Below are 17888 nucleotides of genomic sequence, written 5' to 3' on the forward strand. Positions count from 1 at the left end.
TTCATTGTTTTCTTCAATCAAGTGCTACTAAAAATCCCCAATATTTGCTTTTATCGGAATCACTAAAAACTGCTTTTTATACGCATTGTCTTCTGTGGCAACATTCCAACGGGTTGATGCAATTACACGAACCGCTTCTTTATAAAAACTGTTTTCTGCCGAAATTTCTTTAGATGAAAATTCAAATGCTTTTCCGTCTTCGCTCACTGCAAAAACAACATAAAACACAAAGTAAGGCTTCTTTTTTGCCGCATTGGGTATATCTTCCTTTTTTACGTTGTTGTAGTTAAAATTATTGTTTACGTAATAGTACAGATCTTCGGTATTTCCGCCGGCATAATTGGCATCTTTAACAACCGGTTTGATAGGAAAAACCAAGGTGTCTTGAGCAAATGCCGATAAATTACTAAAAACTAAAAATAATAAAATGCTTAAATTTCTCATAACTGCTGTAGTTTTTGAAGGTTCTCTAACGCTTTACTGATTGATTTTATATGATCGAACGTTAATAGCAATCGCAAGCCGTTTTTGGTTTGTTTTTCTTTTAACGTTGCCAATTTTGGATACAACTGAATAAACTGTAACACTTTGCGGAATTGTGCCGATTGATAATACATGGACTGTTGGTCGCTTACAAAATAACCAATCATTTTGCCTTGTTTTAATACCAATTTCTCAATTCCGGCTTTTGATGCGATCCATTTGATACGAACCGAATCTAACAAGTTTACTACTTGTTTGGGCAACGCCCCAAAACGGTCGATCAATTTGTTTTGAAAAGCGATTAATTCGTCTTCGGTTTTCAACGTTGCCAATTCATTATACAACGTTAATCGTTCGGAAACATTGTTGATGTATTCATCGGGAAACAAAATCTCGAAATCAGATTCTATCACAATATCTTTTACAAATTCTTTAGTATCGATATTTTGTTCTTCTTCATATAAATCTTTAAACTCGTTTTCTTTCAGCTCATCAATGGCTTCGTTCATGATTTTCTGATAGGTTTCAAAACCAATTTCATTAATAAAACCGCTTTGTTCGCCACCCAAAATATCACCTGCACCACGAATTTCTAAATCTTTCATGGCGATATTAAATCCGCTGCCTAAATCGCTGAATTGTTCCAATGCCGAAATTCGTTTACGTGCTTCTTCGGTCATTACACTGTAAGGCGGCGTGATAAAATAGCAAAACGCCTTTTTATTGCTTCGCCCAACTCTACCGCGCATTTGGTGTAAATCGCTCAATCCGAAATTGTTGGCGTTGTTAATGAAAATGGTGTTTGCATTAGGAACATCCAATCCACTTTCAATAATCGTTGTTGCAACCAAAACATCAAATTCGCCTTCCATGAACGATAAAAGCAGATCTTCTAACTTTTTCCCTTCCATTTGTCCGTGACCGATTCCCACTTTTGCATTTGGAACCAAACGTTGAATCATTCCTGCGACTTCCTTAATATTTTCAATTCTATTATTGATAAAATAAACCTGCCCGCCTCGTTCAATTTCGTACGCAATGGCATCACGAATAACCTCCTCGTTGAACCCAATCACATTTGTTTCGATTGGATAACGGTTTGGAGGCGGCGTGGTAATTACCGATAAATCGCGCGCTGCCATTAACGAAAACTGTAAGGTTCTCGGGATAGGTGTTGCGGTAAGCGTTAAAGTATCGATATTCTCACCTATGGTCTTTAGCTTGTCTTTTACGGCAACTCCGAATTTTTGTTCTTCATCAATCACCAATAATCCCAAATCTTTAAAAACCACGTTTTTATTGACTAACTGATGCGTTCCTATTAAAATATCAATTTTGCCTTCTGCCAATTCTTTCAAGGTTTCGGCTTTTTGCTTAGCCGTTTTAAATCGATTTAAATACGCAACTTTAACCGGCATATCCTTTAAACGCTCGGTAAACGTTTTATAATGCTGAAATGCCAATATGGTTGTCGGCACCAAAACTGCGACCTGCTTGCCATTATCGACCATTTTAAAGGCAGCGCGAATGGCAACTTCGGTTTTACCAAAGCCCACATCGCCACAAACCAAACGATCCATTGGGCGGCTGTTCTCCATATCCGCCTTCACTTCAATGGTTGATTTTAACTGATCGGGCGTGTCTTCGTAAATAAACGAACTTTCTAATTCTGCCTGCAAATAACTGTCGGGTGCACACGCAAATCCTTTCTCTAATCGGCGTTTTGCGTACAGTTTTATAAGGTTAAACGCAATGTGTTTTACACGCGCTTTTGTTTTTTGTTTTAAGGCTTTCCAAGCACCCGATCCAATTTTGTAGATCTTTGGCGGCGCGCCTTCTTTGCCGTTGTATTTTGATATTTTATGCAACGAGTGTATCGAAACATACACAATATCGTTATCGGCATAAACCAATTTTATGGCTTCCTGTTTCTTGCCTTCCACATCAATTTTCTGCAAACCGCCAAACTTTCCAATTCCGTGGTCAATATGCGTTACATAATCGCCCACAGAAAGCGTGGTAAGCTCTTTCAGCGTAATGGTTTGCTTTTTGGTGTAACCGTTTTTTATGCTGAATTTATGGTAGCGTTCAAAAATTTGATGATCGGTATAACACGCAATCTGGTTTTCTTTATCGATAAAACCTTGGAACAACGGCATTACAACAGTTTTGTATTGCTGAATGCTTTTGTTTTGATCTTTTAAGCTCGAAAAAATCTCCTCGAAACGTTTGCTTTGCGATTCACTGGAACAATACAGGTAATTGGTGTATCCGTTTTCAGTGTTTTGATTTAGGTTTTCAATCAATAAATCGAACTGTTTATTGAACGAAGGTTGCGGATTGAAATGAAAATCGACCGAAAAATTGGGTGTAAAAAAGGTTTGCTGCGCCAGTTCAACTACTGAAAAATCATCGGCCTTTTGAAGGAATTCTGTCGCTGGCAAAAACATTTGTTCAGGCGAAAGATGTTGAACATCTTTACTTAATTTATCAAAAGCTTCGGTTGCTTTCTGAAACATTTTGGTAAGTTGTTCTTTTACCAAAATGGTGTTTTGAAGAAACAAAACCGTATTAGGACTGATGTAATTCAAGAAGCTTTCCCGGTTTTCCTGTAAAAATTTATTTTCTACATTCGGGATAATCGTAATTTTTTTATTGGTTTCGATGGAAAGCTGCGTTTCCACATCAAAAGTACGGATACTGTCAATTTCATTTCCGAAAAATTCAATTCGATAAGGGTTTTCGTTCGAAAAAGAAAATACATCGATGATTCCGCCACGAACTGAAAATTCGCCCGGTTCCGAAACAAAATCAACACGTTTAAAATTGTATTCAAACAAAACCTCGTTCACAAAATCGATCGTCATTTTATCGTTAACAGCGATTTTCAAAGTGTTTTTATCCAATTGTTTGCGCGTAACCACTTTTTCAAACAAAGCATCGGTGTAAGAAACAATTACAACCGGTTTTTTTCGTGCATTTAATCGGTTTAAAACCTCGGCACGCAACAACACATTGGCATTATCAGTTTCTTCGATTTGATATGGTCTGCGGTACGATCCCGGATAAAACAGCACATAATCTTTTGAAATTAAATTTTCCAAATCATTCAAATAATAAGCCGCTTCTTCTTTATCATTAAAAATCAATAAAAAGTGCTGATCAGATTCTTTAAACAATGCCTGAATTTGAAACGACAATGCCGAGCCAATAAACCCTTTTGCATGAATTTTATTACCTAATTTGTTAAACTGCTGTTGCAGTTGTTGCGTTTTGGTTGCTTGTTCAAATACTTTTTTAATACTCATTATTCTTGTGGTAAGGCATTTAAAGTGGCACGTTTAATAGTGTCTAATGGTTGAATAAGTTGCTCTTCGCCCGATTCTTTTGGAATTTTTGCTTTTATTTCAAATTCATTGAATTGATACAAAATAGAATTGGTGTTTTTTTGAATATTAGCAAGTAAATGAATGATTTCTTTACTGTTTAAAGGTTCCAATTCTAGTAACATATCCAAATTTTGAATATTGGTTTCAAGCAATGCCATACGTGCTTTCGTTTCCGGTCTGTTGTAAATTTCGGGTATGTTTTTTTTCAAAACAGCCGATTTTTCAACCAAAGCGTTGGCTTTTCGTGTTAAATTTGCCAAACTGGCATTGGGCGTAATGGTGAGTTCATTCACATAGTTACGCCAATCTTCCCAACTATTTAATTTAGAATTAACCGCAGGGTTTGTAGCCGCGACGGTAAATTTCCATTTTTGGTGTATATTTTTAACCATAGAATCTTGCGAAATCTTGCTGGTTGTATTTGGTGCTACAACAACCTCTTTTTTACAACTAATGGTAGCCGTTGCAAGCAGTATTAAAACAAATATATATTTCATAAAAATGTTCTGTAAATCAAACTACAAAATTACTAATATTGGCGGAACGAATTCGTTTAAAAAACAAATATTAGGGTGCTTTTGAGGAATTTTTGCAAAAGATTAAAAAAAAATAGTTACAAAGGCTATCTTTGTAAAAGAAATTAAACAACATGAACGATACCAAAATACTAATCATTGGAGCCTGCGGCCAAATTGGCTCTGAACTTACCTTAAAATTACGCGAAATATACGGAACAGACAACGTTATAGCATCAGACATTCGGAAAGGCGAACAAGATGTTTTTAAAACAGGACCTTTTGAACTAGTAGATGCTATGAATTACGAACAAGTTGAATCTTTGATAGACAAATATAAGGTTGATGAGGTTTATTTAATGGCGGCATTGCTTTCTGCGACTGCTGAGAAAAATCCGGCTTTTGCTTGGGATTTGAATATGAATTCGCTTTTTCACGTATTGAATTTAGCCAAAGAAGGCAAGATAAAAAAGATTTTTTGGCCATCGAGTATTGCCGTTTTTGGTCCAACAACTCCAAAACAAGATACACCACAATACACCGTTATGGAACCATCGACCGTTTACGGAATTTCCAAACAGGCAGGCGAACGCTGGTGTGAATATTACTTTAACAAATATGGTGTTGATGTACGCTCTATCCGTTATCCGGGATTAATTTCGTGGAAAACGCCTCCGGGTGGTGGCACAACAGATTATGCGGTGGATATTTATTACAAAGCAGTAGCAGAAAATAAATACACTTGTTTTTTAAGTGAAAACACCGAATTGCCAATGATGTATATGGATGATGCCATTCGTGCAACCATTGGAATTATGCAAGCTGATAAGGAACAAATAAAGATTCGATCGTCGTATAATCTATCTGCGATAAGCTTTACCCCTAAACAAATTGCAGCAGCTATTGCAAAAGAAAAAACTGGTTTCGAGATTTCTTATGCACCCGATTTCCGTCAGGAAATTGCCGATTCTTGGCCAAGCAGTATTAACGATGCCGAAGCCCGAAAAGATTGGAACTGGCAACACCACTACGATTTAGAACGCATGACCAAAGAGATGTTAGAAAATTTATCGGAATAGTTTGGTTTAAAAAAAAAATTTTTTTATCATTGTAAATTACAAAAAAATAGTACATTAGCATAAAAATACCTAAACTATAAATAATTAACTATGAAAAAAGTATTTTCACTTTTATTAATATGTTTACCATTAACATTCTTAGCGGTTTCATGTCACGAAGAAGAAGATCCGATTGTTAAAACTACGCCATATTCAAAGTATAAAGGTCCTTGGTCTGGAACTTATTCAGGGGGAGACTCAGGGATTATAGAATTTAGCGTGAAAGATGATGGATCAATTATTGGAACAATAGAATCTGATAATTTTCCTGAATCTGATATGAGTTTAAAAGGTAAAGTGACGATTGAGGGCGAAATTAATATAAGAATCCTTTATTTAAATGAAATTGATTGGGGTGGGTTCGTAGGAACGATAACTGAAACATCAGGATCTGGAACTTGGATAAATACTTCAGCAGGAAATATAACCGGCACATGGGTTGCAGGAAAATAATCAAATGAAATAAAATAAAAAAGGTGATGTAAATTTATGTTTACATCACCTTTTTCTTTTAAACACTACTCTTTTTTTAAGATGTAATTAACATCGAAGGGCATTCGTTTTTTAGAGAAGTATTTATATTTTTACAAACTAAATACGACTTAAATAGTATAAAAATAGACCAATTTAGTAAAATATTGTTAGGAGCGTTTTTATGGCAAAAAATATACAAACAGAATTCAACAGTAAAAAGCTGTTTACTTATGTAACAAAAGAAAAAAAAGATGTGGCAAGTATATACATATATGCCATTCTTAGTGGTTTGGTGCAACTAAGCATACCTTTGGGCATACAAGCAATTGTGAGTTTTGTGATGGGTGCAACCATGGTCACTTCGCTTTATATTTTAATAGGCTTCGTGGTTTTTGGAACTTTTTTAGCCGGATTTTTCCGTATAAGGGTGATGCAAATTATCGAAAAAATTCAACAAAAATTATTTGTAGAGTATTCATTAGCCATCGCAGATAAATTGCCTAAAATCAATTTAGCATCTACCAAAAAATATTATTTACCTGAATTGGTGAACCGTTTTTTTGATGTACCTAATCTGCAAAAAGGGATATCGAAAATTTTGCTCGAAATTCCAACAGCTTTAATACAAATTGTTTTTGGAATTTTACTTTTATCGTTCTACCATCCATGGTTTCTAGTATTTGGAGCTTTGGTTTGTATTTTGGTACTTTTAATCTTTAGATTTACATCAAGCTCTGGTATTGAATCAAGTTTAAAAGAAAGTGATAAAAAATACGAGGTAGCATCATGGCTAGAAGACATTGCCGGATCGGTTAAGACTTTTAAAATCAATTCAAAAAGCCACACTCATTTGCGGGGTACAGACAATCGCATTGTTTCTTATCTAAATCATAGAACAAGTCATTTTAAAGTATTGCTTTTTCAATATTGGACCATTGTTCTTTTTAAAGTTATAATTACCCTGTTAATGCTTTCCATAGGAACCTACTTATTGATCAATCAAGAGTTAAACATTGGGGCATTCGTTGCGGCTGAAATAGTTGTTTTAACCATACTTACAGCGGTTGAAAAGCTTATTAAAAGTCTAGAAAGTTATTACGACGTGATAACTTCGTTAACCAAATTAAGCAAAATAACCGAACTGCCCGAAGAGCATAATTCAGACATTGAAATTAAAAACAAAAAGAAAGGTATTGAAATGGCGTTTAAAGATGTAAGTATCCATTTTTACGACCAAAAGCCAATTATTTCCAACTTAAATTTTGAAATACAAAAAAATACCATAAATGTTATCAAAGGATACTTAGGATCGGGGAAATCTTTATTGCTAAATATGATGGCAGGTTTTTATGACCCAACCAACGGAACCATTATGTTTGACAAAGTACCATTTAATAATATAGACAAAGCCGCTTTTAGAGAACAAACCGGTATTTATATGGAAGATATGCACATTATTAAAGCCTCTCTTTTAGAAAATATCACTCTAAATAAAGAAGAATTTCAAACGCAAGATGTGCTAAATCTAGCGGAAGAATGGGGCGTGGAAGATTTTTCAAGTCAATTTACACAAGGTTTGTTAACACCCTTAAGCGAAACCGATACCGAATTATCATTTAGTTCACGAAAAAAAATACTGCTCTTGCGTGCCATGTTAGGCAATAAACGTTTATTGTTGTTAGAAGATCCTGTGGATGGAATGAACCAAGAGTTCATAGAAAAAATGAGGAACTATCTAATAAAGATAAAATCAGAAACAACAATCGTTATTGTATCCGAAAGCAAAGAATTAGAAAGCATTGCTGATCATATTTTTTCTGTTCAAAATGGCAGCGTATTCCAAGTAAAATAAACCTATTTTAAAAATTAAAAAGCAACAGCACCAATGAAACCAAAATCTTTTGAAAATATATACCACGTACATCGAAATTCAAGAGTAAAAAGGTGGTTCTACATTTTTATGGCATTGGCTATCATTACTCTTTTTTTGCCTTGGACCCAAAATATTAAAACCGCTGGAACCGTTACAACGCTTTACCAAGAGCAACGGCCACAGCAGCTCAATTCTCCCATTCCCGGACGTATCGTTAAATGGTATGTTAAAAATGGTGATTTTGTAAAAAAAGGAGATACAATTCTGAAGCTTTCTGAGGTGAAAGAAGATTATATGGATCCCATGCTTATCGATAGAACTGAAGAACAAGTAGCGGCCAAAAAAGGGGTTCGTGATTTTTATGAAGCAAAAGTAGGTACAACAAACGCCCAACTTGAAGCACTGAACAGTTCACGTGAATTGAAATTACAACAATTAAAGGTAAAAATTCAGCAGTTAAATAATAAATTAGCTGCAGAAGAAGCCGAATTAAAAGCGGCGGAAAATGCACTAACTTTATCGGCCGATCAATACGAACGCCAGCAAAAAATGTATAACGAAGGTTTGGTTTCGCTTACACAGTTTCAACAACGAAGCGTATCCTACCAAAATGCGCTCGCGAAAAAAACAGCAGCCGAAAACAAACTGGCACAAACCCATCAAGAAGTTATTGCAACAACCATTGAGCAAAACGCCACTATACAAGATTATACTGAAAAGCTAAGTAAAATTCAGGGAGATCGTTTTCAAAGTATGGGACAAATTGAAAGCAGCTCTGGCGAAATTGCAAAGCTTGAAAATCAAATGTCGAATTACAAAATCCGTCAAGGGTTGTATCATGTGTTGGCATCACAAGATGGTCAAATTGTGCAACTTCACAAATCGGGAATCGGGGAAATTTTAAAAGACGGCGAAAGCATCGGTTCCATTGTGCCTTTAAACGTGGATTATGCAGTTGAAATCTATATAAAACCTGTCGATTTGCCTTTGGTAAAACCCGGACAGCGGGTCATGTGTATTTTCGATGGTTTTCCTGCCATTGTTTTCTCAGGTTGGCCTAATACAAGCTACGGAACCTTTGCCGGAAAAGTAATCGCCGTAGAAAGCAACATTAATGCAAACGGACTTTTTAAGGCTTTGGTAGTTGAAGAAAAAGGCAAAAAACCTTGGCCTCCGCAAATAAAAATTGGTGCCGGTGTTCAAGGAATTGCTATTTTAAACGATGTACCTGTGTGGTATGAATTGTGGCGAAATATTAATGGATTCCCAGCCGATTACTATACCGTACAACCTGATAAATCTGAAAAGAAAGATGAAAAAAAGAAATAAATCGGTTGTTACCTTCTTCATGTTTTTCTGCACCTTTTTTGTTTTTGGGCAAGATACGTTGCGCATGAGTCATAAAGAATTTATTTCCATTGTAAAAAGCTATCATCCGCTGGCCTATTCGTATCGTTTGCAAAACCAAATAGCCGAAGCAGAAATCCAAAAGGCTCGAGGCAATTTTGATCCGATGCTCGATGGAAAAAATGGTTCAAAAACAATTGATGGCACACAATATTACAAAGAAACCAATGTGGGACTTGATATTCCAACTTGGTATGGTATCGAATTAAACGGAAGTTACAATTACATCAATGGAGAAAAATTGAACAACAGCGATACAAAAGGAGGTTTGTATCAATTTGGAGTGACTTTGCCATTGGCTAAAAATCTTTTGTACGATAAACGCCGCGCAATGTTAGACCAAGCAAAATTTGCTTTAGAAATGACTCAGGCAGAACAAAGACTGCTTACCAACGAATTGTTGTTGAATGCCGATAATGCGTATTGGAACTGGGTGCGGTTGTATGAAAACTATTTACTGCAAAGCCAAACGGTTGCTGTAAATGAACAGCGGTTTATTCTTACCAAAAAAACATACGAATACGGCGAAAGAGCTGCGATTGATACCACCGAAGTGGCTTCGCAATTACAAAGTTTCGTGGTGGAAAAAGAAAACGCATATCTTAGCTTTTTAAAAGCTACTCAAGAACTTTCATTGTTTTTATGGACCGAAAACCAGCAACCTTATCATATAGAGCAGTTAATCGTTCCTTCACAACGTATTACACAAGCAGAATCGTATGATAATTATGGAGTTTTGTTGGCTTTGATTGATCAAAGAAGCATGAACCAACATGCCGCTTTGCAGTATTATCAGCAAAAGAACAACATTTTAGAAAGCGAGCGCCGATTGAAAAGACAAAGTTTATTACCCAAATTAGATTTTACCTATAACTTTTTTAATAAAGAGAATTACCGAACAGAGTTGATTCCTTTTTTTCAAAATAATTATCAATATGGTTTAAAGTTAGAAATACCGCTTTTTTTAAGACAAGCCCGAGCAGATTATAAAATTGCAAAGTATAAAATAGAACAAAACCAATTAGATGTTGATTATAAACAGCAAGAATTACAAGCGAAAATTACGGCTTATAAGAACGAAGTTCTAAGTTACCAATCACAAATAAAGGTAATGGAAAACAATATTGAAAACTACAAACGTTTGTTATATGCCGAAGAAATACGTTTCAGCAATGGAGAAAGTTCACTTTTTTTAATCAATTCGCGTGAAAATAAATTGCTAGAAGCCGAACAAAAACTTTTGGATTTGCGTTTAAAGTTCATCAACAGCTACAATCAATTAAAATGGTTTAATGAAAATTTTGACGGATAATTTGTCAGATAGTTGATAATTAAAAAGCTTTATTTATTCTATTGTAGGTTAAAAAAACACGAAAACATGTTTGCTGATTTTCATACAACTATTCGTGTCTCACAGATAAAAAGAAGTAAGCTTTTTAAGTGGTAAATACGAAAGTAATTAGTTTAATCTGAACAAAACTTGCTAAAATGAAGCATTAAAAAAAGTTGCAATTGCAACTTTTTTTAATCGGTTAAATGTTGATATGTTATATGCTTTAAAAGACTTAGTTTCTACTCATTAACAAACGCAAAACGTACCAGAACAATAACATTAACGAAGCAAACAATGATAAAGCCGCTGCAATATATTGGTTGGTTCCAAAGTTGTTTTTAATTTGGTGGGTGTTGTATAAAATAGATCCTGATGCTAAAACAATCATTCCTACTGAAAACCATAAACCTAAATCGAAATTAAAAAGCATACCGGCAATGATTGCACCTATTGCCACAAAAAATCCGATGGCTAAAATGCTTCGTAGAAATGAAAAATCAGCTTTTGTACTAAATACAACAAAGGTTAATCCTAAAAACAAACTCCCTGTAATAATGGCTGCTTGGGTTAATAAATCAGTACTACCTGTATGAAAGATGGCAATATAAAGTATCGGCACAAATATTAATGCTTCAGCAATAATATACAAAAAATACCCTAAATATTGTTGAGGTAAGCTAGCGCTTTTGTATGTTATGTTTTGAGCAATATACGTCACTCCCATAAAGCCTCCTAAAAGCAACAACCACAAATATCCTTGAGTTAGACTAAGCATAAATGTTACTAAAGGCTCTATGCGCAAAAAAGCGGTTTCTAAAATCACAAACGCTACAATGCCCAACGCTAAGTTTAAGTAGGTTTTTTTGTAAAAAGTTGCTTGTTCTTGTTTGGTTGCTTCTGCGGCTAATTGATAAGTATTCATAAGAAATGTATTTTAGTTTTTACTATTTTAATGTATAAATATAAACAAGTTTTTTGTTGAAAAGAAAAATCTTATTTAAAAACTTTTTTATTGAAAAGAATTAAAAGACCTACTCCAACAGATATGGCTACGTCGGCAACGTTGAAAATAGCGTTAAAGAACGTAAATTGTTCGCCGCCCCAAAAAGGCAACCAATTAGGTAAATTTCCTCTCCAAATGGGGAAATAAAACATATCTACCACTTTTCCGTGAAACCAAGTTCCATAAGGGGCATCACTAAATAAAGTGGCAATTTGCCCATGACTGTCGTTAAAAAGCACTCCGTAAAAAACCGAATCGATAATATTACCAACTGCGCCTGCCAAAATCAAGGAAATGGCAACAATCAAAATTTTTGATCCTTTCTTTTTCACGGAATCATTCAACCAATATATAATACCAGCTACTGCGATGATTCTAAAAACGGTAAGCAACAGTTTTCCGTAATTTCCGGGCAGTTCTACACCCCAAGCCATTCCCTCGTTTTCTATAAAATGAATACGGAACCAGTCTAAGCCCAACACCTCAAATCCACCATCAATGGCATAAGTAGTTTTGATATATATTTTTGAAATTTGATCAATGATAATTACTACAATCGCTAAGAATAAAGCCTTGTTAAACGACATAATATGCAAAAATTTTGCACAAATGTAAGTTATTTAAAACAAAAAACGCTCTTAATTAAGAGCGTTTTATCATTTTTTAAATATTGTTTGATAGGTATTGTTTATTCTAATCGGTAAAGATGCTTGTTCTTGTATATAAAACACAACCCTGCCAAGTTAAAACCTACCAAATCTTCACTCGATTTTTGGGCGAAACGTATAATTTATCTCCTGGTTGAATGTCGAATGCCTTGTACCAAGAATCTACGTTTTGTAGCGGCACATACGAACGATACATTCCCGGAGCGTGTGGATCGGTTTTTACCTGATTTTTAATGGCTTCATCGCGCATTTTTGTTCTCCAGATGGTTCCCCACGAAATAAAGAAACGTTGTTCAGGCGTGTATCCATCAATCAATCCCGGACGGCCTTTATCTTGTAAATATAACTGTAATCCATCATACGCAGCATTTACTCCACCTAAATCGCCAATATTTTCTCCTAAAGTAAATTTACCATCTACAAATGTATTTGGAAGTGGTTCTAAAGCCGAGTATTGATCTGCCAAAGCTCCGCCTAATCCTGTGAACTGCTTTAAATCATCTTCTGTCCACCAGTTCACCAAGTTACCATCGGCATTGTATCGAGAACCAGAGTCATCAAAACCATGCGAAATTTCGTGACCAATTACCGCTCCAATTCCACCAAAATTCACAGCCATATCGGCCTTGTAATCGTAAAATGGCGGTTGTAAAATAGCGGCCGGAAACACAATTTCGTTGTTGGTTGGGTTAAAATATGCGTTTACCGTTTGTGGCGACATGCCCCATTTGGTTTTATCTACCGGTTTGCCGTATTCTGCCATGTTTTTTGCAAAACGCCAACGCGCTACGTTTTTCATGTTTTCGTAATAGGTTCCGCCATTTTCTGGTGCTTTTATCTCTAGTTTAGAATAATCTTCCCATTTATCTGGATATCCAATTTTCACGGTTGATTTACGCAATTTTTCAATAGCTCCCTGACGAGTTGCTGGAGTCATCCATGGTAAGTTGTTGATACGGTTTTCAAACGCCAAAAACACATAATCGATCATCTCTTTAGCCTTTGCTTTTGCTTCTGGCGGAAATTTCTTCTCCACATATAGTTTACCTAAAGCTTCGCCAACCGTTCCGTTCACAACCTGCAATGCTCGTTCTTCAATCGGGCGTTGCGCAATGGCTCCGGTTAAGGTTTTGCTGTAAAAATCAAAGTTCGCTTCATCAATCGCTGTGGTTAAAACTCCTGTGTTTTTGTTGATCAGCGTCCAACGCAAATACGCTTTCAATTCATCGGCACTAGCTGTTTTAAAGATATTTTCTAATGTTTCCATGTATTTTGGCATAGAAACCACTACTTGATCCACATTTTTTAATCCGGCTGCATTGAAATAATTATTCCAATTTACAGAAGGTGTTAGTTTTTGCAATTCGGCAACCGACATTGGATTGTAGGTTTTTCTACGATCGCGACGCTCCACACGGTCTAAACGTGCTTCAGCCATTTTGGTTTCTAAAGCCACAACTTGTGCCGCTTGTTTTTTAGCCGATGCTTCATCAATTCCTAAAAACTGCAACATACGGGCAACGTGTACTTCGTATTTTTGTTTTTTGTCTTGCGAATCGGCATCTTTTGAAACATAATAATCACGGTCGGGCAAACCGATGCTTCCTGGTGAAATATTTACTACATTTTTGTTAGAATCCATGGCATCGGCATACACATACATACCAAAAAATCCTAAGCCGCCTTCGGGCATTTTATCGGTAAGCAACGCCACCACATCTTTTGCGTTTTGTACTTTATTGATTTGATCTAATGTAGATTGAATAGGTTGAATGCCTAATTTGTTGCGGGTTTCTAAATCTAAATAGGTTTTAAAAACATTCACCGCTTTCATTTGATCCGATTTTGGATCTAATTTTTTATTGTTAACCGCTTCTTTCAAAATAGTCAACGCATCGATATCGGTATTCTGACGCAATTCATCAAAACTTCCCCAACGCGTTCTATCGGCAGGAATTTCGGTTTTGTCAAACCATTCCCCGTTTACATATCTAAAGAAATCATCGCCCGGTTTCACGTTTTTATCCATGTATTCCAAGTTGATTCCGTGGTTTTCGTTTGATTGATCTTGCGCCTGAACTGTTGCAGTTGCAATCATTAATAAGGTTGCAGGCAAGAACATAAATTTTTTATTCATTTTACAATTGATTAGGTATATATCCTTACAAAAATAAAAATATTGCCGAATTAAAAGACGGTTTTATAACTTATTTAACCGTTTTTAGTGGAAACGTTTTGTAATTTCGCACAAAATTGAAGTAATGAAGGATATTTTTTATCGATACAGATATTTGTTTCTAACCATTGGCGTATTGTCGGTTGTGATTCTGTTTTTGTTTTACAATGCCTTGAAACCCGAGAAACATTTACCTATTTATACACCTGCAATGGTAAATCCGGAGTTGGTGGATAGTTTGGTGCAGCACGAAAACAATAAACTAAAGCATCAAATTGCCGATTTTTCGTTTCAAAACCAAAACAATGAAACCATTACGCAAAAAGAGTATGAAAACGTAATTTATGTTGCCGATTTCTTTTTTACAACTTGCCCCACAATTTGTCCTAAAATGACCGATAATATGGTGTGGTTGCAAAATCAAATCAAAGATATGCCCGATGTGAAACTGCTTTCTTTTTCGGTTACTCCTGATATTGATACGCCTGAAGTATTGAGAAATTATGCCGATGAAAAAGGGGTGAACGATGCCAAATGGAACTTGCTCACCGGCGATAAAAAAGCGATTTATTATTTGGCACGACAATCATTTTTGGCGGTGAAGACCGAAACTACCGGAGAGTTGTATGATATGGTACACACCGAAAATTTTATTTTGGTAGATAAAAACAAACGCATTCGTGGTTTTTATGACGGAACGAACTTAGATCAAGACAAAGGCGATGGCACCAAAAATATGATGCAACTTCTAGAGGATATTAAATGGCTTCGAAATAAAAACTGATTTTTGATGTGCTTTTAATAGATGTTTAAAACATTTTTAAAACGCTGAAAAGCATATTTCAAAAGTTAAAATATTTATAAATGTTAAGTAATTGTAAAGGGGAATTTTCCAAACATTGGGATTTCCCTTTTTTAATAAGTAGATTTGCAATCTAAAATAAATCTAAATAAGATGATGACGCTGGATTTTGTGAAAAAGGGTCAAAAAGCAGAAATCCTTTCAATAAACACTTTTAAGGTGCCCTTGAAACTAATTGAAATGGGTTGTTTGCCGGGTAATATTGTAGAAGTGTTGCAAATTGCACCATTGTCTGACCCTATATATATAAAAGTAAACGATTCTTTTTTAAGCATTCGCAAAGATTTGGCAAAAGAAATTGAAGTGAAAATGATCTAACAACGCATGAAACAACTAAAAATAGCTTTAATTGGAAACCCAAATGTAGGAAAAACCTCGGTTTTTAATGCGTTAACAGGTTTAAACCAGCATGTGGGCAACTATCCGGGCGTTACTGTGGAACGCAAATCAGGATCGTTTCATTTATCAAAAGATACAAAGGCGAGTATTGTTGATTTGCCGGGTGTTTATTCCATTAATCCCACCTCAAAAGATGAAGAAATTGCTTTGAATGCTATTTTCGATGCATCGAACAAAGATTTTCCGGATGTGGTGGTGGTGGTTGCCGAAGTTGAAAACCTAAAACGCAATTTGTTGCTTTTTACACAAATGAAGGATTTAGGTTTTCCGGTGATTTTAGCTTTGAACATGGCAGATCAAATGGAAAAAAAAGGTATTTCTATTGATATACCTGCGTTGGAAAAAGCGTTGGATACCAAAATTGTGCTCCTTTCGGCAAGAAAAAAAGAAGGAGTAAACGCGTTAAAAGAAGCTGTTTTAGACTATGAAACATATACAACCGATTCTGTTTTTGACTTAAAAACCATAGACGAAGTCTATTTTTCGACTTTAGAACAGTTGTATCCCAATGAAAATCCTTATAAAGTGTGGCTTACGCAAACAGGCGTGTATTCTTTTGAAAATATAAGTCCGCTTGTTTCAAGCACCACCGATTTTACCAAATCTGCAGTTGAAATTAAAAAACTGCAACAGCGCGAAACCATTAAACGCTATCAGTTCATCAATACTATTTTAAAGGATACTTATACCATTGATACCACCAAAGCAACCGATATTCGTATGCGTTTTGATCGGGTTTTAACCCATAAAATCGGCGGATATGTGATTTTTTTCTTTGTATTGTTGTTAATCTATGGTTCTATATTTGAATTGGCAGCTTTTCCAATGGATTTTGTAGATGGTTTGTTTGCCGATTTATCTACTTGGGCTGCCGCTACATTTCCCGAAGGAAAACTTACTGATTTAATTGCCAACGGAATTATTCCCGGATTGGGCGGTGTGTTGATGTTCGTGCCGCAAATTGCGATTTTGTTTTTCTTAATATCTATTTTAGAAGAAACCGGCTACATGAGTCGGGTGGTTTTTTTAATGGATCGCATCATGAAACCCTTTGGATTAAGCGGTAAATCGGTCGTTCCATTAGTGTCGGGAACTGCTTGTGCCATTCCCGCAATTATGAGCGCCCGAACCATTGAAAACCCCAAAGAACGGTTAATCACTATGTTGGTTACACCATTTACCACTTGTTCGGCACGCATTCCGGTATATATCATTATTATATCACTCATCATTCCGCGCAGTTACATTTTTGGTATCATTCCCTTGCAAGCTTTTGTAATGACCATGATGTATGTAATAGGATTTTTAGCAGCATTAGTAGCAGGTTGGGTGCTAAGCAAAATCATCAAAAGATATAAAGATTCCTTTTTTTTGATTGAAATGCCCACCTATAAAGTACCTATTTTAAAGAATGTGTTTTTAAATATGTATGAAAAAGTTATTTCGTATATCGTTGGTGCCGGAAAAATCATTTTAGCATTATCGGTAATTTTGTGGTTTTTAGGTTCACACGGACCAAGCGATACTTTTGGAAAAGCCTCACAAATAGTAAGCGGAAAACATATCAATGAAAATTTGTCGGAAGAAGAATTGCAAAGCGAAATTTCGGGCTATCAATTAGAACATTCGTATATTGGAATTATAGGCAGAACAATCGAACCCGTTTTTCGTCCGTTGGGATACGATTGGAAAATAAGCATTGCGGTTTTAACATCGTTTGCAGCCCGTGAAGTTTTTGTAGGAAACTTAGCTACGTTATACAATTTAGGGGAAGATGCCACAGAAGACGAAGCCAAAATCATCAACCGAATGGCCAATGAAAAACGCCCTGACGGAACAGCTGTTTACACCCTTGCAACCGGTTTTTCGCTGCTTTTGTTTTATGCGTTTGCCATGCAGTGTTTATCAACCGTAGCGGTTACCAAAAAAGAAACCAATTCGTGGAAATGGACCTTTGTTCAAATGGCCTTTATGACCACAGTTGCATACATAGCCGCATTTATAGCTTATCAACTTTTAAAATAACATCCATGCAAAATGTAATTGTTTATATCGCCCTGTGTATGGCAGTTGCCTTTCTTTTAAAAAAGTTTGTTTTCAAGAAAAAGAAGAAAGGCAACTGTGGCGACGGCAATTGCGGTTGTGGGTGATTTTTTGTTGATTGTAAATTGTAGTAAACTAAAATTAT

At 35.7% G+C, this 17888-nt stretch carries 14 protein-coding genes; 8 read left to right on the forward strand and 6 right to left on the reverse strand.

Translation table 11 applies throughout. From position 1 onward, the window contains the following. Positions 1–27 precede the first annotated feature (27 nt). From MG290_RS10650 to MG290_RS10660, 3 genes are read right to left on the reverse strand one after another with little or no spacing between them, the layout of a single operon-like run. Positions 28–444 (reverse strand): hypothetical protein, encoded by a 417-nt coding sequence (locus MG290_RS10650; RefSeq protein WP_264561285.1) that lies wholly within the window; start codon positions 442–444, stop codon positions 28–30. Next, complete coding sequence (gene mfd, locus MG290_RS10655; RefSeq protein WP_264561286.1) at positions 441–3791, reverse strand: transcription-repair coupling factor; 3351 nt, start codon at positions 3789–3791, stop codon at positions 441–443. Before mfd ends, MG290_RS10650 begins: the two co-directional genes overlap by 4 nt. Further along, a complete protein-coding gene (locus MG290_RS10660; protein ID WP_272585376.1) occupies positions 3791–4369 on the reverse strand; it encodes a hypothetical protein in 579 nt (192 codons plus the stop codon). The genes mfd and MG290_RS10660 overlap by 1 nt, the downstream gene beginning before the upstream one ends. A gap of 152 nt (positions 4370–4521) precedes the next feature. Here MG290_RS10660 and MG290_RS10665 point away from each other — a divergent pair, with 152 nt between their 5' ends. The 5 genes from MG290_RS10665 (at position 4522) to MG290_RS10685 (ending at position 10571) form a co-directional block, all read left to right on the forward strand. Then, the gene (locus tag MG290_RS10665; protein ID WP_264561289.1) at positions 4522–5466 is read left to right on the forward strand and encodes an NAD-dependent epimerase/dehydratase family protein; all 945 of its coding nucleotides are present in this window, start codon (positions 4522–4524) and stop codon (positions 5464–5466) included. Between the two features lie 90 nt (positions 5467–5556). Further along, a complete protein-coding gene (locus tag MG290_RS10670; protein WP_264561290.1) occupies positions 5557–5958 on the forward strand; it encodes a hypothetical protein in 402 nt (133 codons plus the stop codon). A 202-nt stretch (positions 5959–6160) separates the two neighbouring features. Beyond that, a complete protein-coding gene (locus MG290_RS10675; RefSeq protein ID WP_264561291.1) occupies positions 6161–7831 on the forward strand; it encodes a peptidase domain-containing ABC transporter in 1671 nt (556 codons plus the stop codon). Positions 7832–7864: 33 nt separating this feature from the next. Continuing rightward, positions 7865–9181, forward strand: coding sequence for an HlyD family secretion protein (locus tag MG290_RS10680; protein ID WP_264561292.1), 1317 nt, complete (start codon positions 7865–7867; stop codon positions 9179–9181). Next, the gene (locus tag MG290_RS10685; RefSeq protein ID WP_264561293.1) at positions 9165–10571 is read left to right on the forward strand and encodes a TolC family protein; all 1407 of its coding nucleotides are present in this window, start codon (positions 9165–9167) and stop codon (positions 10569–10571) included. Before MG290_RS10680 ends, MG290_RS10685 begins: the two co-directional genes overlap by 17 nt. A 253-nt stretch (positions 10572–10824) precedes the next feature. Here the strand turns inward: MG290_RS10685 and MG290_RS10690 are convergent, their stop codons facing one another. The 3 genes from MG290_RS10690 to MG290_RS10700 form a co-directional block, all read right to left on the reverse strand. Further along, a complete protein-coding gene (locus MG290_RS10690) occupies positions 10825–11514 on the reverse strand; it encodes a Bax inhibitor-1/YccA family protein (RefSeq protein ID WP_264561294.1) in 690 nt (229 codons plus the stop codon). Between the two features lie 71 nt (positions 11515–11585). Continuing rightward, positions 11586–12182 (reverse strand): lipoprotein signal peptidase, encoded by a 597-nt coding sequence (locus MG290_RS10695; RefSeq protein ID WP_264561295.1) that lies wholly within the window; start codon positions 12180–12182, stop codon positions 11586–11588. Positions 12183–12345: 163 nt separating this feature from the next. Further along, positions 12346–14400 carry a M13 family metallopeptidase gene (locus tag MG290_RS10700; protein WP_413614607.1) on the reverse strand — a complete coding sequence of 685 codons (2055 nt, stop codon included), beginning with the start codon at positions 14398–14400 and terminating at the stop codon, positions 12346–12348. A gap of 124 nt (positions 14401–14524) precedes the next feature. On the opposite strand from MG290_RS10700, the gene MG290_RS10705 reads away from it, so the two are divergent. The 3 genes from MG290_RS10705 (at position 14525) to feoB (ending at position 17725) form a co-directional block, all read left to right on the forward strand. Next, positions 14525–15223, forward strand: coding sequence for an SCO family protein (locus tag MG290_RS10705; protein WP_264561296.1), 699 nt, complete (start codon positions 14525–14527; stop codon positions 15221–15223). 171 nt (positions 15224–15394) lie between these two features. After that, on the forward strand, positions 15395–15619 hold the full coding sequence (locus tag MG290_RS10710) for a FeoA family protein (protein ID WP_257500069.1): 225 nt from the start codon (positions 15395–15397) through the stop codon (positions 15617–15619). Positions 15620–15625: 6 nt separating this feature from the next. Continuing rightward, positions 15626–17725, forward strand: coding sequence for a ferrous iron transport protein B (feoB, locus tag MG290_RS10715; RefSeq protein ID WP_264561297.1), 2100 nt, complete (start codon positions 15626–15628; stop codon positions 17723–17725). Positions 17726–17888: the final 163 nt, after the last annotated feature.

The sequence above is a fragment of the Flavobacterium sp. CBA20B-1 genome (assembly GCF_028473145.1).
In the GTDB taxonomy this organism is placed as follows: Bacteria; Bacteroidota; Bacteroidia; order Flavobacteriales; family Flavobacteriaceae; genus Flavobacterium.

Excerpts from the sequence above, each read along its gene's own strand:
- MG290_RS10710 (WP_257500069.1), top strand. The coding sequence starts at position 15,395 with ATGATGACGCTGGATTTTGTGAAAAAGGGTCAAAAAGCAGAAATCCTT.
- MG290_RS10660 (WP_272585376.1), bottom strand. The coding sequence starts at position 4,369 with ATGAAATATATATTTGTTTTAATACTGCTTGCAACGGCTACCATTAGT.
- MG290_RS10665 (WP_264561289.1), top strand. The coding sequence starts at position 4,522 with ATGAACGATACCAAAATACTAATCATTGGAGCCTGCGGCCAAATTGGC.
- MG290_RS10675 (WP_264561291.1), top strand. The coding sequence starts at position 6,161 with ATGGCAAAAAATATACAAACAGAATTCAACAGTAAAAAGCTGTTTACT.
- MG290_RS10650 (WP_264561285.1), bottom strand. The coding sequence starts at position 444 with ATGAGAAATTTAAGCATTTTATTATTTTTAGTTTTTAGTAATTTATCG.
- feoB (WP_264561297.1), top strand. The coding sequence starts at position 15,626 with ATGAAACAACTAAAAATAGCTTTAATTGGAAACCCAAATGTAGGAAAA.
- MG290_RS10700 (WP_413614607.1), bottom strand. The coding sequence starts at position 14,400 with ATGAATAAAAAATTTATGTTCTTGCCTGCAACCTTATTAATGATTGCA.
- MG290_RS10680 (WP_264561292.1), top strand. The coding sequence starts at position 7,865 with ATGAAACCAAAATCTTTTGAAAATATATACCACGTACATCGAAATTCA.
- MG290_RS10695 (WP_264561295.1), bottom strand. The coding sequence starts at position 12,182 with ATGTCGTTTAACAAGGCTTTATTCTTAGCGATTGTAGTAATTATCATT.
- MG290_RS10690 (WP_264561294.1), bottom strand. The coding sequence starts at position 11,514 with ATGAATACTTATCAATTAGCCGCAGAAGCAACCAAACAAGAACAAGCA.
- MG290_RS10685 (WP_264561293.1), top strand. The coding sequence starts at position 9,165 with ATGAAAAAAAGAAATAAATCGGTTGTTACCTTCTTCATGTTTTTCTGC.
- MG290_RS10705 (WP_264561296.1), top strand. The coding sequence starts at position 14,525 with ATGAAGGATATTTTTTATCGATACAGATATTTGTTTCTAACCATTGGC.
- MG290_RS10670 (WP_264561290.1), top strand. The coding sequence starts at position 5,557 with ATGAAAAAAGTATTTTCACTTTTATTAATATGTTTACCATTAACATTC.
- mfd (WP_264561286.1), bottom strand. The coding sequence starts at position 3,791 with ATGAGTATTAAAAAAGTATTTGAACAAGCAACCAAAACGCAACAACTG.